This window comes from Natronococcus roseus (assembly GCF_043677095.1).
Classification (GTDB): Archaea; Halobacteriota; Halobacteria; order Halobacteriales; family Natrialbaceae; genus Natronococcus; species Natronococcus roseus.
Genome location: NZ_JBHLJR010000006.1, coordinates 187900 through 211299, shown reverse-complemented (window position 1 = coordinate 211299; position 23400 = coordinate 187900). Strand labels below are relative to the sequence as shown.

The following is a 23400-nucleotide window of genomic DNA, read 5'->3' as shown; positions in this document are numbered from 1 at the left end:
TTATTCTCGCGGTAGAGACGAACCGTATGAACAAGCGAACGAGACGCGGCTGGCTCGCGACGGTCGGTGCGATCGGCGTCGCGGGGTGTTCGTCGGCGAGCAACGGCTCGGAGTCGGACGATGGCGAGCCAACGATCGACACGACGTCTCCGGACGGGTGGCCGGTGGCCGGTCACGACGTAACGAACACGAGACACTCGCCGGCCGACGGACCGAAGAGCGGCGTCGAACCACGGTGGACGTTCGACGGCGTGTCACTCGAGTTCGACGATCCGGCACTCGCCGTCGCCGACGGAGCCGTCTACGTCGGGACCGAGAGTGGCCAGGTCCGAGAGCTGGATTCCGAAACCGGCGACGGGTCGACGCTCGCGGATCTGGACGACAGCGAGCACCGATCCGACGACGTTCCGGTCCGGGCGGTGACGGCAGCTGGCGATCGGCTGTACCTCGTCAGCGACGGCGTGTACGCGGTGGACGCAGCGACGGGCGAGGAGCTGTGGACGTTCGAGGAAACGGCACTGGAGTCCGGATCCGGGATCGAGACGCCGGCGGTGGTCGCCGACGGGACGGTGTACGCCGGCGGCTACGGCCTCTACGCGATCGACGCCGAAAGCGGTGAGGAGCGGTGGCACTTCGAGACCGAGACGCTTCCCGAAACGGCCGACGGGTTCGACGGCTCCGTCGGCTGGCTGGTCTCGAGTGCGCCGGCGGTCGCTCGAGGGACGGTCGTCTGCAATACGGCGCTGTCGATTCTCTACGCGATCGACGTCGAGACCGGCGAGGAGGTGTGGTCCCTCGAGAGGGCGGATCGGCTCCGTGGAACTCCCGCCGTCGACGACGACGTAATCTATCAGGCCGAAGACGGCGGCGTCTCCGCTATCGACCTCGAAACCGGGGAGACGCACTGGCGGACCGAGACGTCGGAGCTATCCGTCCAGGGGTCGCCCGCGGTCGCCGACGATACCGTCTACCTCGCCGGCGGGCCGCTGGTCGGGTTCGACGCCGAAACCGGCGATGAGCGCTGGCGCGTCGACCTCGACTCGGAGTACGAGCGAACGGTGACCGTTGGTCGAACGAGTCCGATCGCGACCGACGAGGCCGTGTACGTCGCCGAGGACGATCGGAGCGCGGTATTTGCGGTGTCGATTGCTGACGAGGCCGTCCGCTGGAGTACCGAGCCGACCGACAGGATCGGAACGCACGGCGGGCTGGCGCTCGCGGACGGTCCCGTCTACGCGCTCCGTGCCGACGGCACCCTGGTCGCACTCGAGGGGGAGTGAGCCGACGGCAAACGCCTACTCGAAGCCACCGACGGCCGACGAACGCTGCCGCAATCCCTCCAATATAAATCATTGACTTGAGTCGGGTAGGGTATGGAACGCGTTGCAATCATCGGCGCTTCGATGACCAAGTTCGGGCAACGCGAGGAGTGGGTTCAGGAGCTCCTCGCCGAGGCCGGGCTCGACTGTCTCGAGGACGCGGGCGTCGACGCCGAAACGGTCGAACACCTGTACGTCTCGAACATGGCCAGCGGCGAGTTCGAGGGACAGACCGGCGTGATGAACGGGCTGGCCCACGACATCGGTGCGATCCCGGCCTACACCCAGCGTATCGATCAGACCAGCTCGAGCGGCGGGGCGGGAATCTACGCCGCCTGGCAGTCGGTGGCAAGCGGGGCCAGCGAGATGACGCTGCTCGTCGGCGGCGAAAAGATGACCCATCGGACGACGGGCGAAGCGACCGACGTCATCGCCTCGCTCACCCACCCCGTCGAGTACAAAACTGGCGTGACGCTGCCCTCCTTTGCCGGGATGACCGCGCGTCACTACCTCGAGCGCTTCGACGCGCCTCGAGAAAGTTTGGCGAAGGTCGCCTCGAAGAACCACAAAAACGGCGTCGACAACCCCCACGCGCAGTTCCAGAAGGAGGTCGACGTCGACACCGTCCTCGAGTCGCCGATCGTGGCGGACCCGCTGCGGCTGTACGATTTCTGTCCGATCACCGACGGCTCGGCCGCGCTGATGTTGTGTCCCGAGTCGGTCGCCCAGGAGTACACGGACGAGTACGTCGTCATCTCGGGGATCGACGGCGCCACCGATACACACGTCGTCCACGAACGCGAGGATCCGACGGTGATGGGCGGGGTCGTCGAGAGCGGCAAGGGCGCCTACGAGATGAGCGGACGCGACCCCGACGATATCGACGTCGCCGAGCTCCACGACATGTTCACCATCCTCGAGTTCCTGCAGATGGAGGGGTTAGGGTTCGCCGAGCAAGGCGAGGCCTGGGAGTTAGTCGAGGAGGGGTACACCGAACGGGATACGGGCGAGCTACCGGTCAACACCTCCGGCGGACTCAAGTCGAAGGGCCATCCGCTCGGCGCGAGCGGCGTCGCCCAGGGCGTCGAGATCTACGAACAGCTGATGGGCGAGGCCGGCGACCGCCAGGTCGACGCGGAGGTCGGGCTGTGCTGTAACGTCGGCGGCTTCGGCAACTGCGTTATTACGACCATTATGGAGGCACGACAATGACGATGGAAGCGACCCGGTACGACGACGGCACGATCAGCTACCCCGGTCACCCGCGCAGCAGAAACGGTGCGGAACCGGTCGAGACGATCGATCTAAGCGAGTACACTGCCGAGATCGTGACGTGGACGACAAGCACCGCGACGCCGCCGGGGGTCCGGGAACCCAACCACCTCGCGATCGTCGAGTTCGACGTTAGCGAGGTCGTCGAGACCTCGGAAGGCGATGCGATCGGCGACGGTGAAGACGGCGAGACGTCGGTCCGCGCACTCGTACAGCTCACGGACGGGGATGCGGAAACCGGCGACGAGGTCGAACCCGTCTACACGGAGGAACTCCGCGAGCCCGGCGCCGGCATCAGGGAACCCGACAGTCAGGACTGGGACGGCTACCGGTTCGAACCGGTCTGAGGATCGTCGTCTCCGGAGTCGTCGGTTTCTTCTTCGCCGGTTTCGTTACCGCCTTCGTCGTCGTTACTCTCGGGTTCCTCCGAATACCGATCCTTGAGCGTCTCGAGCTCCGCGTCTACGTCGACGCTCGAGTCAGGGTCGTCGCCGTCCTCGTCCGCCTCCGTCGTTCCGTCGGGCTGATCGATGTCGATCCGGATGGGCCCGTCCTCGTCGGATTCGCCGCGGCCCTCGACGGCGCGTCGCAGTCGCCCGTCGACCTCGTCGCGGAGCTCGCGGGCCTCGACGAGCAGCTCTCGGGCGTCCTCGTCGGCGGGCAGCGAACCGTCGGAGGCCGCCCGCTGGAGCTCCGCGAGGACGGTGTCGAGCTGCGAGAGCGTCGCCCGGCGCACCTCGTTCGCGCGCGCTCCGGCGCGGTCGGTGCTCTCGTCGACGCGGTCGCGGACCTCCCGTTCCGTGCGGACGATCTCGAGGCCGCGCTGGAGGGCCTCGAGGGTTCGGACGCTCGACTCGAGCGTCGCCAGCAGCGCCGGGATCGCGACCTCGTCGGCCACGCGGAGCAGCTCTCGAGGGGTCGGCGGGCGGGGCGCGGGAAACCGGGGACCGCGGCGGGAGGATCCCTCGAGTTCGGTTTGGAGCTCCTCGATCGTCCGGGTGAGCTCACGGATCGCGGCCGCGAGGTCGTCGTCGTGGTCGGGATCGGTCATACTCCTCCTACGGAGGCCGGGACCAAAAGCCGGGCGTTCGGACCGGTCGGGAGAGCGATCGCTCGCTCGCGCGGAACCAAGCGCTTTTGACCGACTGGTTCCCCTACACTGGTGTGCGAATCGAGAACAGCTTCATCCCGGTTCGTGGCGTCGGAGAGACCACCGAGCGCCGGCTCTGGGAGAACGGGGTTACCCACTGGGAGGAGTTCGACGGCAGCGTCGTCGGCGACACGCTCGCCGACCGGATCGAGACGTTCATCGACGAGGGGTGGACCCACCTCGAGCGCGGCGACGTCTCGACGTTCGCCGAGGCGCTGCCGGCCGTGAGCCGGTGGCGCCTCTACGAGAACGTCCGCGAGGAGACCGCCTTTCTGGACATCGAGACGACGGGTCTGAGCGCCGATCGCAACGACGTGACGACGGTGTCGATCCACCGCGGCGACGAGACGAAGACGTTCGTCCAGGGACGGGACCTGACCGCCCGGCGCCTCGAGGCCGAACTCGAGGAGTCGGCGCTGCTGGTGACGTTCAACGGGCAGCGCTTCGACGTTCCGTTCCTCGAGACGTGCTACGACCTCGACGTGACGGTCCCTCACGTCGATCTCATGTACCCCTGCAAGAAAGTAGGACTCGACGGCGGGCTGAAGGCGATCGAACGCGAGCTGGGGATCGGTCGCGACATGCCCGACCTCAGCGGTCGGGACGCGGTTCGGCTCTGGCACGAGTACGAGAGCGGCGACGACGCCGCTCTCGAGCGCCTCGTCGAGTACAACCGCGCCGACACGGAGAACATGAAGCCGCTACTGGAGACGGTCGCCGGTCGACTCCACGAGTCGGTGTTCGAGACCGCCTGTCGGGACGCGTGACCTCCTCCCACGACTTCAGTCGTGGGTTTTCTCCTGTCTTCCCTGTAACCGTCGCTCCTCGTCAACCGACGGCGTGGCGAAAACAGTCGTCTCGGTTCGAACGGCTCGGTCTACTCGAGTTCCCTGACGTCGACGTCGCCCTCGCTGGTTACGACGACGTGGTAGCCACAGTAGTCGAACTCGATCCGTCCGCTGGCCCGATGCATCCCGTTCTCTCGGGGGGCAAACAGCGAGTCGAGCGCCTCGGGGTTGATGACCTCGTAGAGTGCGTCGTACTTCGGCGGTTCGATGTCAGTCGGTTCGACACCCTCTCGGTCGGCGACAGCGGCGACGACTTCGTAGCTCAACGACGCGGCAGAGGCTGTGTCGGAACGGTCGACTGAGAGTAGCATTAGCCGGAGTCTTTCCGTCATCGTATATAAGCTCTCTGTCCTCTACTCGACCTGAGCGTACAACGTAGGACACTATACGACAAATACGTTCTATAGAGAATATATTCGCACACCACATACGGATCGAATCTGAGACGCTCTTTTTTCCGAGAATTCCACCGGAGGAAGTACCGTGTGCTATCCAGACGATCCGTACGATCCGACACTGACGGTGTCGGTACCCAAACAAAAGAACGAACCACCCTTCGATCGATATCCGTTCTCGATCCCTTCCCTTAGCTCGAGTTATCGACGGTCGTCGACACCGTCGGGGAACTCGTTGTTCTCCATGGTGACCGAACTCGAACCACTCTGGATGCGTACCGAGTTGCCGCCGTCGGCGGCCTCTGCGGTGGTGTTTTCGATGGTGACGTCGCTCGCGTTGTGGACGGTGAGCGGAACGTGGCTCGTCTCGAACTCGCTGTCCGCGATGAGGTAGTCGCTACCGCGAACTTCGAGTCCGCGTCGGCGACCGTCGCCGAGTTGTTCGACCGAGAGCCCTTCGAACTGGCAGTTGTTTCGCTCACAGAAGATCGCCGGCTGGATCGGGGATCCGCTGGCGCTCCCGAGGATGTTGACGTCCTCGAGCGAAACGGCACCGGGGCTGTCACCGAGGAGACGGAAGGCGTAGGAGCTGCCGTTGATTTCGACTTCGGAGTTCACGAAGTCGACCTCACCAGCACCGCTGTCGACGCGGACGGCCGCGCTCTGGCCCTCGACGGAAACTCGAGTGTTGGAGATCGTGGTCGACTCGGCGCCTTGCATAATGCGGATCGCTTCGCCGTTTTGCTGTGGAACGTCGACGGTGACGTTCGAGACGGTGAACTGATCTGCCTGGTCGAGACGAATCGCGTGCTGTCCCTCCGCCTGAACGCTGTTCTCGTCGACGGCAATGATCGCATCCTCGATCGAACCCTCGTTTCCGCTGAGGCGGATCGACGCGGTGGCGCTGTTCTCGTACCAGCCACCCTCGACGTCGATTCGACCGTTGTCGCCGGACGCGTATAGACCGTTGTCGGGGAATCCGCCGAGTATGCAGTCCTTGAACCGGATATCTCCCTGGTGGTTGTCGTTGAGGATAATCCCCGTTGCACCGCGCCATCGACCGCCGTTCGGCGTATCGTCGACGTGTACCGCGCCGTCGAACGCGTGGAAGCAGTCGACGATGCCGGAGCCGTCGGAATCCGTGATGTTGAACAGCGCAGGACCCCAGGTGCCGCTATCGTGGACGCCGTGGACGAAAATGTCTCGGACGACGAGTTCGTCCGTGACCTCGGCGCTGATCACGCGGATACCAGTGTCAGATGCAGTCTGGTCGACCTCGAACCCCTCGAACCAGACCGATCCACCGGGACTATCGCTCGTCCCGAGTCGGAACAGTCGGGCCCGCGAGCTACCGAACGTGTGGTAGTCCGCCGGAACCAGCGTCGCGCCGTTTCCGACGATCCCAACGTTGTTGAACCCGGTGAACCGCACCTGGTCGTCCATGTAGTACTCCCCTTCGGGGAACCTCAGGAGCGTGTCCTCTGCGATGTTCTCCCGAATAACGGGGGTGACCGATTCGTTGCCGTTCGGATCGGCGCCCGCTTCAACCATGTCGACTACGTTGCTGTAGTCGCTTTCGCTCGCACTCGCGTCCGTGGATGCGGACGCCATTCCGGCTACGGAAAGCGTTCCGAGTCCCGCAAGACATCCCTTCAAATACGTTCGTCGACCTGTCAGCCAGTTACCAGAGTCGTTCGACATTACGACTTTCCGTACAAACGGGTCGGTTATACATATACTCGAAGTAATTTGACTTGAAAGTATCTCAGCTCGCGAACGACCCCGCTCAACAGTTTCAAGCCCGACGAAGCGGGTCGAGACGTTCCCAGCGAGTGGAACGAGAAATCCGAGGTTATCGCGGAAATAAGCGCGTCAGACCGTGTGAATCGTGGCGAAGAACAGTTTCGAGAGAGATCGGGCCGAGTACTTATACGGACTAAGAAGTTGTGCGTATTGAAACAGTCCTCCTACGGGTTTTTCACCCGGTTCAGCGGGTCGATTGCGGAACTATATCCGATCGACCCCGAATTAGTCCGCCATGAATCGGCACGGTTTGGAGCCGTACGCGCGTTCGAGACGATTCGGTGATCGACCAATAGCTGAATCACTCGAAGAAAATGAAAGTCGGCTCGAGCGGTACGCTATCTCGAGATGGACAGACCTGTGTGTCAGGTAACCAAAGCCGAACCGATCGGTGAGAGCTCGATTCGCGCTCGCGACGCCAAGCCAGGGGTGGGATTTGAACAACGGTCACGGCGAAACCGTTCTCTTCTCCAAACCCACGTGGCTGTTCGTCGCTCGCGGGATTGCTCGCGACGCCAAGCCAGGGGTGGGATTTGAACCCACGAAGTCTCGATTACAAGTCGAGTGCATGAACCGCCCATGCTCCCCTGGCGCAGCAGTGAGTTACCGTTCCTCCTTTGAGTGTGTATCGTTTTCCGATCGGTCCTCGAGCGACCGTCGCATCGACACTCTGTAGGGTTCGTACGCGCGATCCTCGTAGAACCGTCTCGCGGCCTCGTTGTCCGACAGCACCTCGAGGATCACGACCTCGGCACCCCGGTCGGCGAGTGCGTCCTCGGCGGCCTCGAGCAGCGCGGTTCCGACCCCGCGGTCGCGGTAGGCGGGTGCAACGTAGATGTTCGAGAGCAGCCCCCGTGTCGCGTCGAGCTCGAGGGACCCTCGCTCGAGCGAGTAGGTGACGAAGCCGACGATCGACTCCCCCTCGCGTGCGACGAGGAGCCCGTCGGTGTGGAGGTGTCCGGCGAGCGTCTCCCGCATCGTCTTCCGGTTTTCCTCGCCGCGGACGAACGAGCCGTGGTCGCGCTGATCGCGAGCCAGCCGCACCCACAGCTCGGTGATCGCCGGCAGATCTCCCTGTGTCGCGGGCTCGACGACCGGTGAGTCCGGAGTCATTGTCCTCCGGTCGATAGCTGCGTCCAAAAGCTCTTCTTATCTCTCGCCGTCGCGCCCGGAACGGGCTTTCGGCGGTGAGCTCAAACCGATCGACAGTCCGAACAGACCAACCGACCGTTGGCATCCCACAGCGAGTCGGCGAGCGACCCGCAGGCCTCGCAGACGCCCTGCGTGGAGAACTCGTCGCCGCCGTTTGGCAACAGTTCGGTCTCGAGCTCGTCGCCGGGACGCGAGGATCGGGACTGCTCGAGGGGGCGTTCCGACTCGAGGGAGGTGTCGGGGCTGCTGCTCGCCGCCCCCTGGAAGGAGCCGGCGGCGGTGATGACGTCCCGCTGGGTGAGCACGCCGACGACCTCGTCGTCGTTCTCGACGACCAGGTTCCGGATGTTCTGTCGGCTCATCGTCGTCGCGGCGTCGGCCAGCGACCAGCCCGCGTTGATCGAGATTACCGGGCTGGTCATGACCTCCCCGACGGTCGTTTCGGCCGGATCGTCCTCTTCGGCGACGAGGCCGAGCACGTCCCACTCGGTCACGATTCCGACCGGCTCCGAGCCGCGAACCACGAGGGCACAGCCCGCCCGTTCTTCGCGCATCAGCCGAACGGTACCCAAGACGGGATCCGACTCGCTGACGCCGACGTATTCGGTCGTCAGGACCTCCCTGACGGACAGTTCCGGTTCCATATGTGTACACATCCCACGGACTGGCTAAAAACTATCTCCGGCACGGTTAAGTGAACGCGTGACAAACGTATGAGGTTCGACAGTGCCTGCGAAGATTCGCAAGAACGGACGCGAGTGCGACCGCGAGCCGCCTCACCAGCCCAGTTCGATTCTGGTTCCGTCGGCACGGCAGTCCTCGAGGGCGTGTTTGGCGGCGATGCCCGCCTCGTGGGCGCTTCTCCCTCGGCCGGCGCCGACCTGAAGTTCGACGTCGACGTCCTCCTGGACGTGATAGATCGCCTCCTCGTACTGGGCTTCGTCGAGGTCCGGACAGACGACGATGACGTTGTCGCCGCCGACGAAGAAGGCGAGGCTCTCGTGGGCCCGTCGCATGTGGCGCATGAGCGAGGCGTACCCCTGCTCGATCTCGATGAACGTATCGAAGGCGTTGAGCTCGTCGGTATACTCGCCCGTCGCGTCGATAACGTCGAAGTGTGCGATCTGGACGTCCTCGCCGGTACGGTGGGCGTCGTCGATGGTTCGGCCCTCGAGACACTCGCGTCGGTTCTTGTCCTGTGCGCTGCCGGCCTCCTGGATCAGCGCGGTCGCGTCCGAAAGTGCCTGTACCGGGGTTGTCCCGGTCGCGACGCCGAGGCTGACCGTCACCGGGTACCGGTTGCCGACGGACTCCTGGAGGAGCGCGTGGTCCTCGCGTGAAAGTCCGTTCGTGACGGCGATCATGTTGTCGAAACGGGTGAAAAAGACGTAGCCGTCGCGGTTGCCGACAAACTGGGAGACGTCGGCGTACAGCCGCGACTGGAGCGTCTGGAGATCGGCTTCCCGGCGCGGTTCGGGCGTTACGGTCCAGGGACCGTAGTTGTCGATCTGGAGGAGCGTAACCTGCGTGTTCGTCACGGTACCCGAAGGTTTCGATCGGCGTCGTATAAGTGGTACGTAATCCAGATCCGTGACGGCTCAGGCGGGCTTTTTCTCCGGGTCGCTCCCCTTCGGGTGGTACTCCCAGAAGTCGCCTGCCCGCATCGCCGCACCGACGGCCTTGTGCATGTCGAGTATCGTCTCGAACTCCTCGACCTCGACGTACTCGAAGATCTCGCGCATCGGGACGACGCGCTGGTAGTTGATCCGGATCGGATCGTCGCCGTGCTCGGCGACGAACTCGTCGCGGTTCATCGGGAAGTCCTCCTCCTCGTCGACCTTGTCGGCGATGATCCGCATGTCGAACTTCCGCATTCCCTCGCTGCCCTGTTCCCCGTCGGGGTCGAATGGCCAGTCCATACTCCGAGGTGTGTGTGGGGACCGCAAAAGGATTACTCTCCGATCCGAGCGCGCCGCGAGGCGGCTCCGCGGGGAGCTGTCCCCCTCGTCGCCGATCAGTCGTCCGCAGCCGTTTCGGCGTCGGTTCGCTCGAGTTCGCCGTCCTCGAGCAGTTCCTCGCGGTGTTCGTCGAGCAGCGGCGCCCGTCCGCCGGGTTCGGGCGGCGTCTCGGTCATCTTGATCGGGGAACCCGCGATCTCGACGGTCTCGTCGGTGCCCGGCTGTTCGACCGGCACGAGCATCTCCCGATCGCGGACGTGGGGATCCTCGAAGATCTCGTCGGTGCTCTGGACCGGTGCGACCGGAACCCGTCCCTCGAGGGTCTCGACGAGGTCGGCGGTCTCGAGTCCGGCGGCCCAGTCGGCGATCTCCTCGCGAAGTTCCTCGCGGTGCTCGAGGCGATCTGCGGCGGTGGGGTACTCCGCGGCGAGCTCCTTCCGGCCCATTGCCTCGCAGACCTCGTTCCAGTGGTTCGTGCCGAAGGCGGCGATCACGGCGTGGCCGTCGCGAGTCTCGAAGGCGTCGTAGGGGAACAGCGTCGGGTGGGAGTTGCCCCGCCTCGAGGGCGCCTCGCCGGTGTAGGAGTGCTGGTAGACCGCTCGCTCGGTCATGCTGAGCATCGCGTCGTACATCGCGGTGTCGACGTACTGGCCCTCGCCGGTTCGGTGGCGGTGGTTGACGGCGGCGAGGATGCCGATACAGTTCAGCGTCGCGGTAAAGAGGTCGCCGATTCCGGGGCCGACCTTCGTCGGCGGGCCCTCTTCCTGTCCGGTGATCTCCATCACACCGCCTAACGCCTGCGCGATGAGGTCGAAGGAGGGCTGGCCCTGTCGGTGGGTCTCGCCCGTGCGCGGATCGCCGAAGCCGCGAATCGAGGAGTAGATTAGCTCCGGGTTGCGCTCTTTGAGGGTCTCGTATCCCAGGTCGTACTTCTCCATCGTCCCCGAGCGGTAGTTCTCGACGACGACGTCGGCCTCCTCGACCAGCGAGAGGAAGTCCTCGCGATCGTCGGGGTCGTTGAAATCGAGCTCGAGGCTGCGCTTACCTCGGTTGACGCTCTGAAAGTACCCGCCGTAGGCCTCCGCCTCGGCGTCGGCGACGAACGGCGGGTTCGACCTGATCAGGTCACCGCCCGGGCGCTCGATCTTTACGACGTCGGCGCCCATATCCGCGAGCAACATCGTACAGTACGGGCCGGCCAGCACCTGCGTCAGGTCGATCACGCGCAGGTTCGACAGTGCGCCCATGGAGGCGACTGTCTGCGGACAGGCGCAAAAACCTTTGCAATAGATCATGAAGGTGTGGTTGTCTCTCAAGGGGGTGGTGCTAGGCTGTATAAGGAGTATTATCATGATCAACCATTAACTTTATACGGCAATTCATCATGGTTCTGAACACGATGTCCCGAACGGTCGTCCTCGGCGTGATCGGCTCCGACGCCCACGTCGTTGGCATCACGATCCTAGAGCAGGCCCTGAGTGCAGCTGGCTTCGACGTCGTCAACCTCGGCGTCCAGACCTCCCAGGAGGACTTTGCGGAGGCAGCGGTAGCCCACTCGGCGGAGGCGGTACTCGTCTCCTCGCTCTACGGTCACGCCGAGCAGGACTGTCAGGGGTTCCACGAGGTCCTCGAGGAGGCCGACGTCGACGCGATGACCTACATCGGCGGCAACCTCGCCGTCGGGCAGGACGACTTCGATCAGACGCGGGCCACCTTCGAGGAGCTCGGGTTCGATCGGGTCTTCGACTCCGAGACCGACCCCGAGGAGGCCATCGCCGCCCTCGAGCGGGACCTCCACGTTACGACCACGGAATCCGAACGGGTTACCGTCAGCAGCTAACCGGTGCTCGATGATACGAGACGAACGCATTCCATCCGACGAGCTACGGCGTATCGACGACGAGATCCGGTCCGGCTGGTCCACCGGCGAGGCCGTCGACTTCGAGGAGGCGATTGCCTACCACGAGTCGCTGCCGGCGAGCAAACGCTTCGCCGACGTCCTCGAGTCGGCCGACAGCCCCCTCCTGCAACCCCGTGCGGGCGTCCCGCGACTCGGCGATCAGATCGAGCTGCTCGAGTACCTCCATGGCGAGGGGAAAGCAGACCTCTTGCCGACGACGATCGACTCCTACACGCGCGACAACGAGTACGGGAAGGCCCAGGAGGGTCTCGAGAAGGCCCGCGAGACCGGCGAGGACACCCTCAACGGCTTTCCCGCCGTCAACCACGGGATCGAGGGCTGTCGGGAGCTGATCGAGGCGATCGACGCCCCGATCGAGGTCCGCCACGGCACCCCCGACGCCCGCCTGCTGGCGGCGATCACCTTCGCCGGCGGCTTCCAGAGCTTCGAGGGCGGCCCGATCTCCTACAACATCCCCTACACGAAACGCCACGGGCTCGAGGAGACGATCGAGAAGTGGCAGTTCGTCGACCGACTGGCGGGCGCCTACACCGAGCGGGGCGTGCGGATCAACCGCGAGCCGTTCGGCCCACTGACGGGGACGCTCGTGCCACCGTCGATCGCGATCGCGATCATGATCGTCGAGGGCCAGCTCGCCGCCACCCAGGGCGTGCGCTCGATCACGCTGGGCTACGGCCAGGTCGGTAACGTCGTCCAGGACGTCGCCGCCCTGAACGCCTTACAGAAGCTCGGCGACGAGTACCTCCCCGACGAGGTGTGCGTGACGACGGTCTTCCACGAGTGGATGGGCGGCTTCCCGCCCGACGAGGCCCGCGCAAACGGCGTCATCAGCCTCGGCGGGATGACCGCCGCCATCGCGCAGCCGGACAAGGTCATCACGAAGTCGCCCCAGGAGTTCCAGGGCGTCCCGACGAAGGAGGCAAACGCTTCCGGACTCCGCACGACGCGACAGGTCATCGACATGGCGATCGAGCAGAACATCGACATCGACGGCATCGCGGAGGAACAGGACCTGATCGAGCGCGAGACGCGGTGTCTCATGGACACGATCCTCGGCCACGGCGACGGCGACGTCGTTCAGGGAACGATCAAGGCGTTCGACTCGGGAGCGCTCGACGTCCCCTTCGCGCCGAGCGACAGCGCGAAAGGCGCCGTGTTGCCGGCCCGCGACGACGACGGCCGGGTGCGGATCTTCGAGTGGGCCGACCTCGAGATGGACGACGACATTAAGGAGATCCACAAGGCCCGGCTCTCACAGCGGGCCACCACCGAGGGCCGCGAGGAGTCGTTCCGCATGGTCGCCGACGACGTCGACGCGATCAGCGACGGGAAGCTCATCGGCCGCCCCCAGGACAAGGGAGGTGTCGGCAGTGCGGATTGAGGCGATCCACGCCACGCCGGGGTACAGCGGGTTCTTCTTCGACGACCAGCGCGCGATCAAGGAGGGAGCCGTCCAGGACGGCTTCACCTACGACGGCGATCCCGTCACCGAGGGGTTCGACGAGATCCGTCAAGCCGGCGAGACGCTGATCGTCGACGTCGAACTCGCCGACGGCAGCGTCCACCGCGGCGACTGCGCGGCGGTCCAATACTCAGGCGCGGGCGGGCGCGACCCGCTCTTTCGGGCCGCCGAGTACGCCCCGGTCGTCGAGGGACCCGTCGCCGAGGAACTTGTCGGCCGGGACGCGAGCGACTTTCTCGCGAACGCCGACCTGCTCGAGGACGGCGAGTTCGACGGGGATCGCCTCCACACGGCGATCCGCTACGGTGTCTCCCAGGCGCTGCTGGCGGCGGCAGCCCACGATACCGGAACCACGAGAACCGACGTCCTCGCCGACGAACTCGGCACGGAGCCGGCGACCGAACCCGTGCCCGTCTTCGGCCAGTCCGGCGACGACCGCTACGTCAACACCGAGAAGATGTTCGTCAAGGGCGTCCCCGTCCTGCCCCACGGCCTCATTAACAGCGTCGAGAAGATCGGCGAGGACGGCGAGACCTTACTCGAGTACGTCGAGTGGCTCGCCGAGCGCTCGCAGGCACTCGGTCCCGACGACTACGATCCCCGGTTCCACATCGACGTGTACGGAATGATCGGGGAAATTTTCGGTGCCCCCTACGACCGCGAGGAAGTGGTCGACTACTTCCGGGCGCTCGAGGACGCCGCCGCACCCTATCCGATCCAGATCGAGGGGCCGATGGACGTCGGCGACCGGAAGGGGCAGATCCAGGCGATGGTCGAACTCCGCGAGGGGCTCGCCGACGCCGGCGTCGGCGTCGACATCGTGGCCGACGAGTGGTGTAACACCCTCGAGGACGTGCGGACGTTCGTCGATCGGGGCGCGGCCGACGTCGTCCAGATCAAGACCCCCGACCTCGGCGGGATCCACCGCAGCGGGCAGGCGGTCAGGTACTGCGAGGGTACCGATACCCGCGCCTACCTGGGCGGCACCTGCAACGAGACGGAAACGTCCGCGCGCGCCTGCGCGCACGTCGCGCTCGCGACCGACGCCGCGCAGGTGCTCGCAAAGCCCGGGATGGGGTTCGACGAGGGATACATGATCGTGGAAAACGAGATGCGCCGAACCGTCGCCAGACGAAACAGAGAGCAGCGACCGACGAACGCAGACGAGGTGGCCGCAGATGACTAGGGAGTCGCAAGGCGACTCCGGAACAGAGAGCGGCGAGCGAAGCGAGCCGCGATCGATCGACTGGACCGACACCGAGACGTTCGCCCGCGCGCTCGAGCGCGCCGACACCCGCGAGAAGGGAAACTTCTTCGAAGCGTTCGCAGAGGGCGACCTGATCGAACACGATCCCGGACTCACGCTCACGCGGTGGGGTAACGAGGCCTGGATGAGCCAGACGCTGAACCACGATCCGGCCTACTGGCGAACCGACGCCGCCCGCGAGCGGGGGTTCGAGGAGCCACCGATCCACCCCGACTACCTCACCGCCGCGACGCTCGGCATCACCGTCGAGGACTTAAGCGAGAAGGGCGGCTACTTCCTCGGGCGCACCGACGTCCGATTTCCCGGCGCCCCCGTCTACGCCGACACCGAACTGCGCGTCGAGAGCGAGGTCGTCTCGACCGCGACCTCGAGCTCCCGGCCCGAGTACGGGATCGTCACCTGGCGCACCCGCGGGCGGGATGCCGAGACCGACGAGGTACTGTGTTCCTACGAGCGGACGAACATGATCCCGCGACGCGAGCCGGTGGCAACCGACGGCAGTGGCGGGAGCGCTGCGGCGGCCGAAGAGCCCGACGAGCCCGCACTTCCGAGCGAGTTCGTCACTCCCGACGGCGGCACCTTCGAGGACTTCGTCGAGGCCCTCGAGCGCGCCGACGACCGGGACGCCGCGGTCGCCTACCGCCACGAACGCGGTCGTACCCAGGACGACCTGACCGTCGCCGGGCTACCGCTTACGACGCTGAACACCGCCAAGCAGCACCACAACGCCGACGTGATGGCCGACTCGCCGTCTGGCGACATCGTCACCTACGGCGACGTCACCCGATCGACGGCGCTGGGCCACGCTCGCTCCGACGAGCGAACGTTCCGTGAAGTCGGGTTCGACGACGAGACGTTCCACACGTTCGTCACCCCCGGCGATACCGTCTACGCGTTCACGCGCGTGCTCGAAGCGACGGACGACTCCGACCGCGACGAGGCGGGAACCGTTCGCTTCGAGCACATCGCGTTCAACCAGGACGAGGAACCGGTGTACTCCGGCACCCGAATCGCGGAGATCCGCAAACGCTCGAGCTGAACCGCCCGCCGACTAGCAGTTCCCGATCACAGCAGACACATCCACACGCATGACCGACGACACCGAGATCCGACTCTGTCGCACGTTCCAGACCGCACCCGCCGCCGTTCCCAAAGACGAGACGGCGAAATACCTCGTCTCCGCCCTCGAGGCGGAGGGGTTCCAGGCGCCCGACTGGCTCGTCCCCGACCTCGAGGACGGCACCGCGCCCGATATGAAAGCCGAGGGGCTCGAGAACACGATCGATCGAGTACCGGAGTACGAGTTCCCCGGCGAGATCCACCCGCGCGTCGAGTGGGCCTACGACGACGACCGATTCCGGAAGAAGGGCCGCGAGCAGATCGACCGACTGGTCGCCGAGATCGGCGACGAGATCGACGGCGTGGTCGTCCCGAAGGTCGGTCGCCTCGAGGACGTCGAGCGCGCCGCCGGCGTCGTCGCGGAGGCCGAGCGCGAGCACGGCTACCCCGACGGCTCGATCGACCTTTCGATCATCGTCGAAACCGGACGCGCCCGCTCGGACCTCCGCGAGATCGCGAAGTTCGGCGCCGACTCTCGGCTCACCGCCCTGATCTTCGGGCCCGTCGACTACGCGGCCGAGCTGGGCGGCCGCGACCTCGGCGACGGAATGCCCCGCTGGGACGGCCTGCTCGAGGCGCTGTCGAACGAGGCCAGCGCGGGCGGGCTGCTCGCGATCGGCGGTCCGTTCGACGACCTGTTCAAAGAGCGGGCGGGGCTGACCTACTACAACGCGGATGCGTACGCCGACCAGGTCGAACGCGAGGCCCAGGTCGGCCTCGACGGCTCCTGGTCGCTGTACCCCAAACAGACGATCCAGGCGAACACGATCCACATGCCCACCCCCGAGGAGCTCGAGCGCGACGTCCACAAGATCGAGCGCTTCAACGAGGCCAAACGCGAGGGCACCGGCGCCGTGACGATCGACGGCCAGATGGTCGACGAGGCGACGTTCAAGAACTTTCGCAACACCGTGCGGACGGTGCGGGCGATCCACGACCGCCGGCCGGACCAGACCGACGAGCGCTACGACGGCGAGCTGTTGAGCCGAGCGCTCGACCTCGAGCTCTCCTATCGGTAGTCGCTGAGTCGTCGTCCCGACTTTCGTTCGATCTCCGGTTCGAGCCAAGCGAATTAGCGGGTAGCGCACTCGAGGATCGCTATCTGGCGTTCGATACCGCAGTCCGTTCTCGAGGGTGTTCTCCCACTTGGTCTCGAGCGAGTTTGATCTCCCACAAGACACACATACATTCACTCGTTCTTACTGTTCTATGCCCGCAGCCGTGATAAATAGCGACACCATGTGCAGCCCGAACGATTTCCGTTCCGCCCCCCTCCCTCGAGACGGGTTGGCATGACGGACTCGAAACTACCGGCGGGCAACATCCGGTGGGGGTGGCGGTGTCCGCGGTGCGATACGGACGTCGCGGTCGCGCGGAACCCGCAGACGGGGACGTTCAGCTGGGTGTGCGAGGAGCCGGAGTGCGTCGCGGTCGGATTCGGGTTCCGCTCGCGGCGCCGCGCCCGGCTCGGCGTGCTCGAGTACCGCGAGCGCTATCGGAGCGTCTACCGCTAATCACACCGCGCTTCGGTCGAATTGCGGGCCGCTACGCGTCGGCCCAAAGATACTTGTCGTTCTGTCTAAAATTCAGAACCAATGACCGACGAGGACGTCCTCCTTCGGCTGAACGTTATCATCGGACTCCTGGTCATCCTCCTCGCGATTCAGCTGTTTGCTATCTTCCCGTTCGGAGTCCTGCCGTTCGTGATCGCGCTGGCGATCCTGTTCGCACCGGGGCTGTTCTTGCTGTTGCGCCACTCCGAATCGGCGCCCTCGGTGCGGTGAGTCGGACGACACATCCGACCCGTCCATACCGGCGTCCTCGCTTCGTTCGTCGTCGATTGCAGAAAGAGACGGTGTGGATGGGATTCGAACCACGGTCGTTCCGCTCGCCGTGCTCGCTCCACTCCCTGATTCAAATCCATCGTCCACGCTTTGCTCCTCACGTATTGTTCGTCGCAAAAGCGGTGGGGATGGGATTTGAACCCATGAGGCTTGACAGCCACCTGCTCTCAAGGCAGGCGCGTTAGGCCGCTCTGCCACCCCACCTCACTCCCCCGTTCACCACCCGTTCAAAAAGGGTTATCGGTCTACTCGCGCTCGAGGGACTCCCCCTCGCCGACGCCCACCCCGATCTCGTCGACGACCGCCGTCGTCGTCGCCCCTTGGGAGCGGTCGGCGACCGCTCGAGCCCGGCCGCCCGCGATCGTCGCACAGAGGCCGGATTCGGTCGCGATCGTCGGTACCGTCGGGGCGAACCCGACGCCCAGTCCGGCGTCGTCGGCTCGCTCGGCGAGCGTCGCCAGTTCGGGCACCGCGTCGGAATCCGTGAAGTCGATCGGCTCGCCGAATCCGGCGAAGTACGTTCGGCCGCCCGAGGAGGGGCCGAGGACGACGTCGTGGCGCCGCAGCGACATCGCCGCGCCGTCGATCTCGGTGCGGCCGATCAGCGGCGCCGTCGGCTCGAGGACGCCGACGCTGGTGGCGTCTTCCTGCTCGAGCAGGTGGGTCACCGTGTTCCCGATCCGCGCGGCCCGCGTCGAGCCGACCTGGCGCTCGAACCGGACGTCCTCGAGGTCGCCGAGCGCCGCGGTGGCGAGCTCCCGAATCTCGGCCTCGGGATCTCCCGAGAACGAGTCCGGCAGGGTCTCCTCGACGCGGTAGTTTACGAGCAGGTCACCGCCGCTCGCCGCGACCGAGCGGAGGGTGTCGACGACGGCGGCCTCGTAGAGTTCGACGGCCTCCGGCTCGGTCAGAACCGTTCGATCGACGAGCGACGACAGCACGAGTCCCTCGCGGGGCGGGGAGGCGGGAACGACGACGATCATACCCGGTCTCGGGTGCGGCGGGCCTTGAACGCGACGGCTCCCGCTCGAGGCGCCATCGGCGACGTAGAGTTATGTGGATGGCGCCCGCTCGTCCGGTATGGACGCGCGCTCGAGCACCGGTCTTGTCGGAACGCTCGTAATCGCCCTGCTGGTCGGGATCGGCGTCGGCGGCTTCCTCGCCGGCTACGTCATCGACTCGCCCGGCGAGTGGCTCGTACCGACGGTCGGTTCGCTGGCCGTCGCCGCCGTCGTCGTCGGTGCGCTGATCGCGCTCGGGTCGGGATCGACGCGACGGCTAAAGAGCCCGTACTGGTAGCCCAACTGCCGTTAACGTTCCTGCCGGCCTTTCGTCTGCCTGTAGTCCGAGGCCATCAGTTCGACGAAGCGCTCGAGCCACGCCTGGGTCTGCTCGTCGGTCTGCTCACGGGGTTCGACCATGGGAACGAGCTCGAAGCCCCGACCGCGGATCGTCCTCGCGTGATCGGCCTCAAGTTCGAGCTCCTCGACGGGCGTCGTCGTGTACTCGACGCCGATCTCCGAGAGCGCGCGCTCGCCGACGGGGACGATGATCTCGGGGTTGATCATCCGAATCTCGGCGTTCAGATACGGTTCGCAGTTGCCGATCTCCTCGTCGGTCGGCTTCCGATCGGGGTCGCGACACCGGGTGAGGTTCGTCAGGTAGACGTTCTCGAGTTCGGGTCGGTCGTCGGGCGAGGTCGAATCACAGAGCGCCAGCCGCTCGAGGATTCGGCGCAGGGAGGTTCCCCCCTCGTCATCGTTCGACCCGCCTTCGGCGAGAAACGGCACCCCGATCTCGTCGGCCCTGGCGGTCGGTCGCTCGCCGACGAACAGAAAGTCGGCTCCAACGTCGCCGTAGCCGTGGACGACCTGGGTCCGGGTCTCACAGAGCGCCGGGCAGTTCCGGCAGTCCTCGTCCATGCCGTACGGGTTCGCGCGGGTTCGCTGGTTCGCGTCCACAGTTGTCTCTCGTGGCAGGGAACCAAAAGCCACGCGTCTGTTTGTCGTGTCGAAACGAAGCGGACTGTCGCGATCAGCGCTCGAGTCCGCCGCGCTCGGTGACCTCGAGGATGAACTTCACGTTACGGACGATCTCCTCGGGCGAGGTGTCCTCGCTTTCGTCGTAGAGGTCGCTGGTCCGGTAGAGGATGTTCGCGAGCTGTTTGCGCTCGCTGCTCTCGCCGCGGATCTCGTCGGCGATCTCTCGGAGCGCGGCGACCCGTTCGGGGTCGGGTTCGAACTCGGGATCCTCGGCGTCGGTCATCGCTCCGAGACGCGGGTTCCCGTCCCGCTCGGCTGCGAGGCGCCGCGTCGGTGGACGATCCCCGTGTTGTTCGCGACGTTCTCGGTGATCGTTCGGAACGCGTCCCCGGTTTCGCCGTCGTCGGAGACGACGGTCGGCTTTCCGCCGTCGCCGCCCTCGCGGACGGTCGGATCGAGCGGAATCGACCCCAAGAATGGCATGCTGTGGGTTTCGGCGAACTCCTCGCCGCCGCCCGAGCCGAAGATGTCGTGTTCCCCGCCGCAGTCGGGACAGGCGAACGTCGACATGTTCTCGGCGATGCCGAGCACGACGGTGTCGTGTTTGGCGAACATCTCGAGTCCCTTCCGGGCGTCGTCGAGCGCGACGTCCTGTGGCGTCGTGACGATCACCGCACCCGTGACGGGCATCGTCTGAAGCATCGTCAGCTGAGTGTCGCCGGTGCCCGGCGGCAGGTCGACGATCAGGTAATCCAGGTTCCCCCACTCGACGTCCTCGGTGAGCTGGGTGATGACCTTGTGGACCATCGGTCCCCGCCAGATGACGGGATCGTCCTCGCCTGTAAGGAAGGCCATGCTCATCAGCTTCACGCCGTACTTTTCGGGCGGAACGAGGGTCTCGTCCTCGGTGGCCATCGGCGGCTCGTCGGCGTCGAACATCCGCGGGACGTTCGGTCCGTAGACGTCGGCGTCGAACAGGCCGACCTGGGCACCCAGTTGCGAGAGGCCGGCCGCGAGGTTCGTCGCGACGGTCGACTTGCCGACCCCACCCTTTCCGGAGGCGACGGCGATGACGTTCTTCACTCCCGGGAGCACCTGTTCGTCCCCCCCGCTATCCCGGTCGGGAATGCTCGCCGAGAGGTTCGGTTCCAGCCCCTCCTCGAGGAGGAGCTCCCGGATCTCGCCGGCGATGTCGGTCTCGGTCGGGGAGTAGGGTGCCCCGAGCGCGAGATCGATATCGACCTCGTCGCCCTCGACCGAGAGCTCGTTGACGAGCCCGAGCGAGACGATATCCTCGCCCAGTTCCGGATCCTCGACCGTCCGAAGGCGGTCGCGAACGGCGTCTTCGTCCATGCTCGAAGGGTGTGGCCCACCGTCGAAAAGGGTTGTGTTCGGATACCGAAGCGCCGTGGGAGCGACGAAATCGAGCTACTTCCCGAGCGATTCCAGCCGCTGTGCCGTCGGGAGGCTCCAGTCGTAGGTCACCGCGACCAGCCGAGTCACGACCGTCACCCCCGCACACGCCGCGGCAGCGGTTCCTCCGGTCGCTCCGAGGGTTCCGACGAGCCAGTAGGCGCTCCCGCCCAGGACCGCACAGCTCGCGTAGAAGTCCTCGAGGAGGATGAACGGCGATCGATCGAGGAGGATATCGGCGACCGCACCGCCCCCTGCCGCGTTGATCGTCGCGATCGCAACGACGCCGAACGCCGAGACGCCCGTCTCAGTCGCGACGATAGCGCCCGTCGTGGCGAAGGCCGCGAGCCCGATCGCGTCCGAAACGAGCGTGATCGGGTGATCGTCCGGCGAGCGCAACACGACGCTCAGGACGATCGCCAGGCTCACGCCGAGCAGTCCGAGCGCGATCTCGATCGGCGACTGCAACGCCAACGGGACGCGGGCCACGAAGATATCCCGCGTCACGCCGCCGGCAAAGGCCATCGCCAGTCCGACCACGGCGATCCCGAACACGTCGAACCGCTCCCGGATCGCCTTGGTCGAGCCGACGAGTGCGAAGGCGACCAGCCCGATCGTGTTCATGACAGCGAACGGGTCGCCGAACAACACCGCGATGAGATCCTGGGGCACTGCCCGCGGCTACGAGCAAAGACGCCTTGAACGCTACGTATACGAGAATTGTTGCGGTTTCGCTCGGGGGCTCGAGCGTGGTTACCGGCGATCGGCTCGAGCCTCGAGGTGTCCGTGTTGCAGAGAGATGGCCACGTACCGCTTTCCACCTCGAGATTCCTCGCTGCGTTCGGACCGCGGGACGTGAGGCTTAACCGCCGCCCGCGACTACCGATTCGTATGTCGACCGTTACGCTCATCGGCTCCCGCCTGGCCGAGCCGGGGACCGAGTTCGTCTACCACGGCGAGGCCGACGGCTGTGCGGGCTGTCCGTACCGCAGCCAGTGTCTCAACCTCTCGCCCGATACGAAGTACCGCGTCACCTCGGTCCGCGAGAACGCCCAGACCCTCGAGTGCGCCATGCACGACGGCGGCGTTCGCGCGGTCGAGGTCGAACCGGTCCCCGTACGGGCGAACATCCCGACGAAGGGCGCCTTCGCCGGCAGCAAGGCGAGTCTCCAGGGTCCCTGTCCGTACGTCGAGTGTCCGAGCCACGAGTACTGCGAGCCCGACGGCGTCGAGTTCGACGAGGAGTACCGCATCCGAAAGATCGTCGGCGATCCGCCACACGACGTCTGTCACCTGGATCGCTCGCTCCAGCTGGTCGAGGTCGAAGCGAACGACTGAGCGCTGGATACGGGTCGGTGAGGTGACAGGCAGACACCCAAACGGTTCCTCGAAGACGGTGGCGACGAACTCGAGACGCGTCCGGCGGGCGTAGACGAGTCGTCGAACGGCGAGTGGAACGCGGCCGTCGAACCGGCGTGGCTGCACTACCGGGAGGCGGCGGCGTTCGCCGACGCGGTCCCGGCGACGCTGGCGCTCGTGACGGCGTGATCACCGCCGGAGAATCGGTCCCGTCGCTATCCGTCGATCTCGAGCGTCTCGCCCTCGAGCCAGCTGTCGGCCCAGCAGGAGATCTCCTCGAAGACCGGCTCGAGGGACTCTCCCTTCTCGGTGAGGCTGTAGTAGGTCGCGATCGGGGCGTCCTCCTCGAGGCGGCGCTCGACGAACCCCATTTCGCCGAGGTCGTCAAGCACCCGCGAGAGGGTGCGGGCGTTGGCGCCCGTCTCCCGTTTGAGCTCGTTGAATCGGTGTTCGTCCTCGAGCAGCGTGTGAAGAACGGCGAGTCGCCACTGGGAGCCGATCTGTTCGATCGATTCGACGACCGGGCAGGCCTCCTCCTGGCGCTCGGCCGAGTTCTGCGATTGCGGGGTTGCCATTACCCGGTCGTAGGACAGCCCGCCGTATAGCAGTTCGGATGCGAACCAGCTAACCGAGAGATACCGCGATACGACGCTACGGCGTTGCGACCTCGTCCTCGAGTAACGACTCGATGCGCTCGAGTGCGCGCAGACAGACCGGTGCGTAGCCCGCTCCGCTCGGCGGGAGTTCGAAGACGACCCGACAGCGGTCCGGGCCGAGTTCGTCGACCCGGTGGCCGGTCGCGGAGATCCGAGCTACGCGCCACGTCCACCGCCGATCCGCACAGTCAGTTACCTCGAACGGCAGCCAGGCGCCGGGGATCCGCACCTGTCCCGTCGTTCCCGCTCGAACGCGGGCGTCGGTCGCGTCGACGCCGCTGATCAGTGGCGACCACTCCGGCCACCGCCTGGTGTCGACGAGCAGTTCCCAGGCCGACGCCGGCGGGACCGCGAGGACGTGGGAGGCCTCGAGCCGACGGCCGTCCGGCGTCGACACGAACTGGAGCCGTGTCATACCCGAACGACGCGAGCCAGCGACAAGGACGTTCTGCCCGGGGAACCGTTCGAAGTCCGATTCGG

Annotated in this window: 28 protein-coding genes and 2 tRNA genes; 13 read left to right on the top strand and 17 right to left on the bottom strand. The window is 65.8% G+C overall.

From position 1 onward, the window contains the following. Window positions 1-26 precede the first annotated feature (26 nt). The 3 genes from ACFEMD_RS17305 (at window position 27) to ACFEMD_RS17295 (ending at window position 2938) form a co-directional block, all read left to right on the top strand. Window positions 27-1280 (top strand): outer membrane protein assembly factor BamB family protein, encoded by a 1254-nt coding sequence (locus tag ACFEMD_RS17305; RefSeq protein ID WP_394742492.1) that lies wholly within the window; start codon window positions 27-29, stop codon window positions 1278-1280. A 93-nt stretch (window positions 1281-1373) separates the two neighbouring features. Further along, entirely contained in the window at window positions 1374-2531 is a 1158-nt protein-coding gene (locus ACFEMD_RS17300; protein WP_394742491.1) for a thiolase family protein, read from the top strand. Next, complete coding sequence (locus ACFEMD_RS17295) at window positions 2528-2938, top strand: nucleic acid-binding protein (RefSeq protein WP_394742490.1); 411 nt, start codon at window positions 2528-2530, stop codon at window positions 2936-2938. The genes ACFEMD_RS17300 and ACFEMD_RS17295 overlap by 4 nt, the downstream gene beginning before the upstream one ends. On the opposite strand, the gene ACFEMD_RS17290 is transcribed toward ACFEMD_RS17295, so the two are convergent. Next, complete coding sequence (locus tag ACFEMD_RS17290; protein WP_394742489.1) at window positions 2917-3642, bottom strand: DUF7547 family protein; 726 nt, start codon at window positions 3640-3642, stop codon at window positions 2917-2919. The genes ACFEMD_RS17295 and ACFEMD_RS17290 overlap by 22 nt on opposite strands. A 113-nt stretch (window positions 3643-3755) precedes the next feature. Between ACFEMD_RS17290 and ACFEMD_RS17285 the strand changes: the two genes are divergently transcribed. Continuing rightward, window positions 3756-4508 carry a ribonuclease H-like domain-containing protein gene (locus tag ACFEMD_RS17285; protein WP_394742487.1) on the top strand — a complete coding sequence of 251 codons (753 nt, stop codon included), beginning with the start codon at window positions 3756-3758 and terminating at the stop codon, window positions 4506-4508. Window positions 4509-4618: 110 nt separating this feature from the next. Here ACFEMD_RS17285 and ACFEMD_RS17280 read toward each other — a convergent pair whose 3' ends face one another. The 8 genes from ACFEMD_RS17280 to mct form a co-directional block, all read right to left on the bottom strand. After that, the gene (locus ACFEMD_RS17280; RefSeq protein WP_005555604.1) at window positions 4619-4900 is read right to left on the bottom strand and encodes a HalOD1 output domain-containing protein; all 282 of its coding nucleotides are present in this window, start codon (window positions 4898-4900) and stop codon (window positions 4619-4621) included. A gap of 285 nt (window positions 4901-5185) precedes the next feature. Continuing rightward, window positions 5186-6595, bottom strand: coding sequence for a hypothetical protein (locus ACFEMD_RS17275; protein WP_394742485.1), 1410 nt, complete (start codon window positions 6593-6595; stop codon window positions 5186-5188). A gap of 710 nt (window positions 6596-7305) precedes the next feature. After that, window positions 7306-7379: transfer RNA gene (locus ACFEMD_RS17270), tRNA-Thr, on the bottom strand. 11 nt (window positions 7380-7390) lie between these two features. After that, window positions 7391-7900 carry a GNAT family N-acetyltransferase gene (locus ACFEMD_RS17265; protein WP_394742484.1) on the bottom strand — a complete coding sequence of 170 codons (510 nt, stop codon included), beginning with the start codon at window positions 7898-7900 and terminating at the stop codon, window positions 7391-7393. Window positions 7901-7980: 80 nt separating this feature from the next. Continuing rightward, entirely contained in the window at window positions 7981-8583 is a 603-nt protein-coding gene (locus tag ACFEMD_RS17260; protein WP_394742483.1) for a CBS domain-containing protein, read from the bottom strand. Between the two features lie 132 nt (window positions 8584-8715). Further along, entirely contained in the window at window positions 8716-9477 is a 762-nt protein-coding gene (locus ACFEMD_RS17255; protein WP_394742481.1) for a GTP cyclohydrolase III, read from the bottom strand. A 60-nt stretch (window positions 9478-9537) separates the two neighbouring features. Beyond that, window positions 9538-9858, bottom strand: coding sequence for a DUF5785 family protein (locus tag ACFEMD_RS17250; protein ID WP_278291695.1), 321 nt, complete (start codon window positions 9856-9858; stop codon window positions 9538-9540). A gap of 95 nt (window positions 9859-9953) precedes the next feature. Beyond that, window positions 9954-11144, bottom strand: a complete 1191-nt coding sequence (gene mct, locus ACFEMD_RS17245; protein ID WP_394742480.1) for a succinyl-CoA:mesaconate CoA-transferase — start codon at window positions 11142-11144, stop codon at window positions 9954-9956. Between the two features lie 137 nt (window positions 11145-11281). Here mct and glmS point away from each other — a divergent pair, with 137 nt between their 5' ends. The 7 genes from glmS to ACFEMD_RS17210 all read left to right on the top strand — a co-directional run bounded on the left by glmS (window position 11282) and on the right by ACFEMD_RS17210 (window position 17450). Beyond that, entirely contained in the window at window positions 11282-11737 is a 456-nt protein-coding gene (gene glmS / locus ACFEMD_RS17240) for a methylaspartate mutase subunit S (RefSeq protein ID WP_394742479.1), read from the top strand. A gap of 10 nt (window positions 11738-11747) precedes the next feature. Beyond that, entirely contained in the window at window positions 11748-13199 is a 1452-nt protein-coding gene (locus tag ACFEMD_RS17235) for a methylaspartate mutase subunit E (protein ID WP_394742478.1), read from the top strand. Continuing rightward, window positions 13189-14466, top strand: coding sequence for a methylaspartate ammonia-lyase (locus tag ACFEMD_RS17230; RefSeq protein ID WP_394742477.1), 1278 nt, complete (start codon window positions 13189-13191; stop codon window positions 14464-14466). Before ACFEMD_RS17235 ends, ACFEMD_RS17230 begins: the two co-directional genes overlap by 11 nt. Beyond that, window positions 14459-15586 (top strand): 2-methylfumaryl-CoA hydratase, encoded by a 1128-nt coding sequence (gene mch, locus ACFEMD_RS17225; RefSeq protein ID WP_394742476.1) that lies wholly within the window; start codon window positions 14459-14461, stop codon window positions 15584-15586. Before ACFEMD_RS17230 ends, mch begins: the two co-directional genes overlap by 8 nt. Before the next feature lie 49 nt (window positions 15587-15635). Then, window positions 15636-16685 (top strand): L-malyl-CoA/beta-methylmalyl-CoA lyase, encoded by a 1050-nt coding sequence (gene citE / locus ACFEMD_RS17220; RefSeq protein WP_394742475.1) that lies wholly within the window; start codon window positions 15636-15638, stop codon window positions 16683-16685. Between the two features lie 273 nt (window positions 16686-16958). Beyond that, a complete protein-coding gene (locus ACFEMD_RS17215) occupies window positions 16959-17180 on the top strand; it encodes a hypothetical protein (protein ID WP_394742474.1) in 222 nt (73 codons plus the stop codon). 81 nt (window positions 17181-17261) lie between these two features. Further along, window positions 17262-17450, top strand: a complete 189-nt coding sequence (locus tag ACFEMD_RS17210; RefSeq protein ID WP_394742473.1) for a hypothetical protein — start codon at window positions 17262-17264, stop codon at window positions 17448-17450. A 180-nt stretch (window positions 17451-17630) separates the two neighbouring features. Here the strand turns inward: ACFEMD_RS17210 and ACFEMD_RS17205 are convergent. Both ACFEMD_RS17205 and ACFEMD_RS17200 read right to left on the bottom strand, forming a co-directional pair. Then, window positions 17631-17714: transfer RNA gene (locus ACFEMD_RS17205), tRNA-Ser, on the bottom strand. A 41-nt stretch (window positions 17715-17755) separates the two neighbouring features. Continuing rightward, on the bottom strand, window positions 17756-18493 hold the full coding sequence (locus ACFEMD_RS17200; protein ID WP_394742472.1) for a hypothetical protein: 738 nt from the start codon (window positions 18491-18493) through the stop codon (window positions 17756-17758). A 97-nt stretch (window positions 18494-18590) separates the two neighbouring features. On the opposite strand from ACFEMD_RS17200, the gene ACFEMD_RS17195 reads away from it, so the two are divergent. Further along, complete coding sequence (locus ACFEMD_RS17195) at window positions 18591-18809, top strand: hypothetical protein (RefSeq protein ID WP_394742471.1); 219 nt, start codon at window positions 18591-18593, stop codon at window positions 18807-18809. A gap of 11 nt (window positions 18810-18820) precedes the next feature. On the opposite strand, the gene ACFEMD_RS17190 is transcribed toward ACFEMD_RS17195, so the two are convergent. The 4 genes from ACFEMD_RS17190 to ACFEMD_RS17175 form a co-directional block, all read right to left on the bottom strand. Beyond that, the gene (locus tag ACFEMD_RS17190; protein WP_394742470.1) at window positions 18821-19471 is read right to left on the bottom strand and encodes a uracil-DNA glycosylase; all 651 of its coding nucleotides are present in this window, start codon (window positions 19469-19471) and stop codon (window positions 18821-18823) included. Between the two features lie 73 nt (window positions 19472-19544). Next, entirely contained in the window at window positions 19545-19775 is a 231-nt protein-coding gene (locus tag ACFEMD_RS17185; RefSeq protein WP_394742469.1) for a hypothetical protein, read from the bottom strand. Beyond that, window positions 19772-20845 carry an Mrp/NBP35 family ATP-binding protein gene (locus tag ACFEMD_RS17180; protein ID WP_394742468.1) on the bottom strand — a complete coding sequence of 358 codons (1074 nt, stop codon included), beginning with the start codon at window positions 20843-20845 and terminating at the stop codon, window positions 19772-19774. Before ACFEMD_RS17180 ends, ACFEMD_RS17185 begins: the two co-directional genes overlap by 4 nt. Window positions 20846-20920: 75 nt before the next feature. Beyond that, window positions 20921-21577: a trimeric intracellular cation channel family protein gene (locus ACFEMD_RS17175; protein ID WP_394742467.1), complete on the bottom strand. Its 657-nt coding sequence runs from the start codon at window positions 21575-21577 to the stop codon at window positions 20921-20923. A 219-nt stretch (window positions 21578-21796) separates the two neighbouring features. Between ACFEMD_RS17175 and ACFEMD_RS17170 the strand changes: the two genes are divergently transcribed. Then, window positions 21797-22243, top strand: a complete 447-nt coding sequence (locus ACFEMD_RS17170; RefSeq protein ID WP_394742466.1) for a UPF0179 family protein — start codon at window positions 21797-21799, stop codon at window positions 22241-22243. 236 nt (window positions 22244-22479) lie between these two features. Here ACFEMD_RS17170 and ACFEMD_RS17165 read toward each other — a convergent pair whose 3' ends face one another. Beyond that, window positions 22480-22839: a winged helix-turn-helix transcriptional regulator gene (locus tag ACFEMD_RS17165; protein ID WP_394742465.1), complete on the bottom strand. Its 360-nt coding sequence runs from the start codon at window positions 22837-22839 to the stop codon at window positions 22480-22482. Window positions 22840-22915: 76 nt separating this feature from the next. Then, window positions 22916-23335 carry an SRPBCC family protein gene (locus tag ACFEMD_RS17160; RefSeq protein ID WP_394742464.1) on the bottom strand — a complete coding sequence of 140 codons (420 nt, stop codon included), beginning with the start codon at window positions 23333-23335 and terminating at the stop codon, window positions 22916-22918. Window positions 23336-23400: the final 65 nt, after the last annotated feature.

What these genes read in the sequence shown, in the direction of transcription:
- ACFEMD_RS17305 (WP_394742492.1), top strand. Translation starts at nt 27, where the DNA reads ATGAACAAGCGAACGAGACGCGGCTGGCTCGCGACGGTCGGTGCGATC.
- ACFEMD_RS17300 (WP_394742491.1), top strand. Translation starts at nt 1,374, where the DNA reads ATGGAACGCGTTGCAATCATCGGCGCTTCGATGACCAAGTTCGGGCAA.
- ACFEMD_RS17295 (WP_394742490.1), top strand. Translation starts at nt 2,528, where the DNA reads ATGACGATGGAAGCGACCCGGTACGACGACGGCACGATCAGCTACCCC.
- ACFEMD_RS17290 (WP_394742489.1), bottom strand. Translation starts at nt 3,642, where the DNA reads ATGACCGATCCCGACCACGACGACGACCTCGCGGCCGCGATCCGTGAG.
- ACFEMD_RS17280 (WP_005555604.1), bottom strand. Translation starts at nt 4,900, where the DNA reads ATGCTACTCTCAGTCGACCGTTCCGACACAGCCTCTGCCGCGTCGTTG.
- ACFEMD_RS17275 (WP_394742485.1), bottom strand. Translation starts at nt 6,595, where the DNA reads ATGGCGTCCGCATCCACGGACGCGAGTGCGAGCGAAAGCGACTACAGC.
- ACFEMD_RS17265 (WP_394742484.1), bottom strand. Translation starts at nt 7,900, where the DNA reads ATGACTCCGGACTCACCGGTCGTCGAGCCCGCGACACAGGGAGATCTG.
- ACFEMD_RS17260 (WP_394742483.1), bottom strand. Translation starts at nt 8,583, where the DNA reads ATGGAACCGGAACTGTCCGTCAGGGAGGTCCTGACGACCGAATACGTC.
- ACFEMD_RS17250 (WP_278291695.1), bottom strand. Translation starts at nt 9,858, where the DNA reads ATGGACTGGCCATTCGACCCCGACGGGGAACAGGGCAGCGAGGGAATG.
- mct (WP_394742480.1), bottom strand. Translation starts at nt 11,144, where the DNA reads ATGGGCGCACTGTCGAACCTGCGCGTGATCGACCTGACGCAGGTGCTG.
- glmS (WP_394742479.1), top strand. Translation starts at nt 11,282, where the DNA reads ATGGTTCTGAACACGATGTCCCGAACGGTCGTCCTCGGCGTGATCGGC.
- ACFEMD_RS17235 (WP_394742478.1), top strand. Translation starts at nt 11,748, where the DNA reads ATGATACGAGACGAACGCATTCCATCCGACGAGCTACGGCGTATCGAC.
- mch (WP_394742476.1), top strand. Translation starts at nt 14,459, where the DNA reads ATGACTAGGGAGTCGCAAGGCGACTCCGGAACAGAGAGCGGCGAGCGA.
- citE (WP_394742475.1), top strand. Translation starts at nt 15,636, where the DNA reads ATGACCGACGACACCGAGATCCGACTCTGTCGCACGTTCCAGACCGCA.
- ACFEMD_RS17215 (WP_394742474.1), top strand. Translation starts at nt 16,959, where the DNA reads ATGACGGACTCGAAACTACCGGCGGGCAACATCCGGTGGGGGTGGCGG.
- ACFEMD_RS17210 (WP_394742473.1), top strand. Translation starts at nt 17,262, where the DNA reads ATGACCGACGAGGACGTCCTCCTTCGGCTGAACGTTATCATCGGACTC.
- ACFEMD_RS17200 (WP_394742472.1), bottom strand. Translation starts at nt 18,493, where the DNA reads ATGATCGTCGTCGTTCCCGCCTCCCCGCCCCGCGAGGGACTCGTGCTG.
- ACFEMD_RS17195 (WP_394742471.1), top strand. Translation starts at nt 18,591, where the DNA reads ATGGACGCGCGCTCGAGCACCGGTCTTGTCGGAACGCTCGTAATCGCC.
- ACFEMD_RS17185 (WP_394742469.1), bottom strand. Translation starts at nt 19,775, where the DNA reads ATGACCGACGCCGAGGATCCCGAGTTCGAACCCGACCCCGAACGGGTC.
- ACFEMD_RS17180 (WP_394742468.1), bottom strand. Translation starts at nt 20,845, where the DNA reads ATGGACGAAGACGCCGTTCGCGACCGCCTTCGGACGGTCGAGGATCCG.
- ACFEMD_RS17170 (WP_394742466.1), top strand. Translation starts at nt 21,797, where the DNA reads ATGTCGACCGTTACGCTCATCGGCTCCCGCCTGGCCGAGCCGGGGACC.
- ACFEMD_RS17165 (WP_394742465.1), bottom strand. Translation starts at nt 22,839, where the DNA reads ATGGCAACCCCGCAATCGCAGAACTCGGCCGAGCGCCAGGAGGAGGCC.
- ACFEMD_RS17160 (WP_394742464.1), bottom strand. Translation starts at nt 23,335, where the DNA reads ATGACACGGCTCCAGTTCGTGTCGACGCCGGACGGCCGTCGGCTCGAG.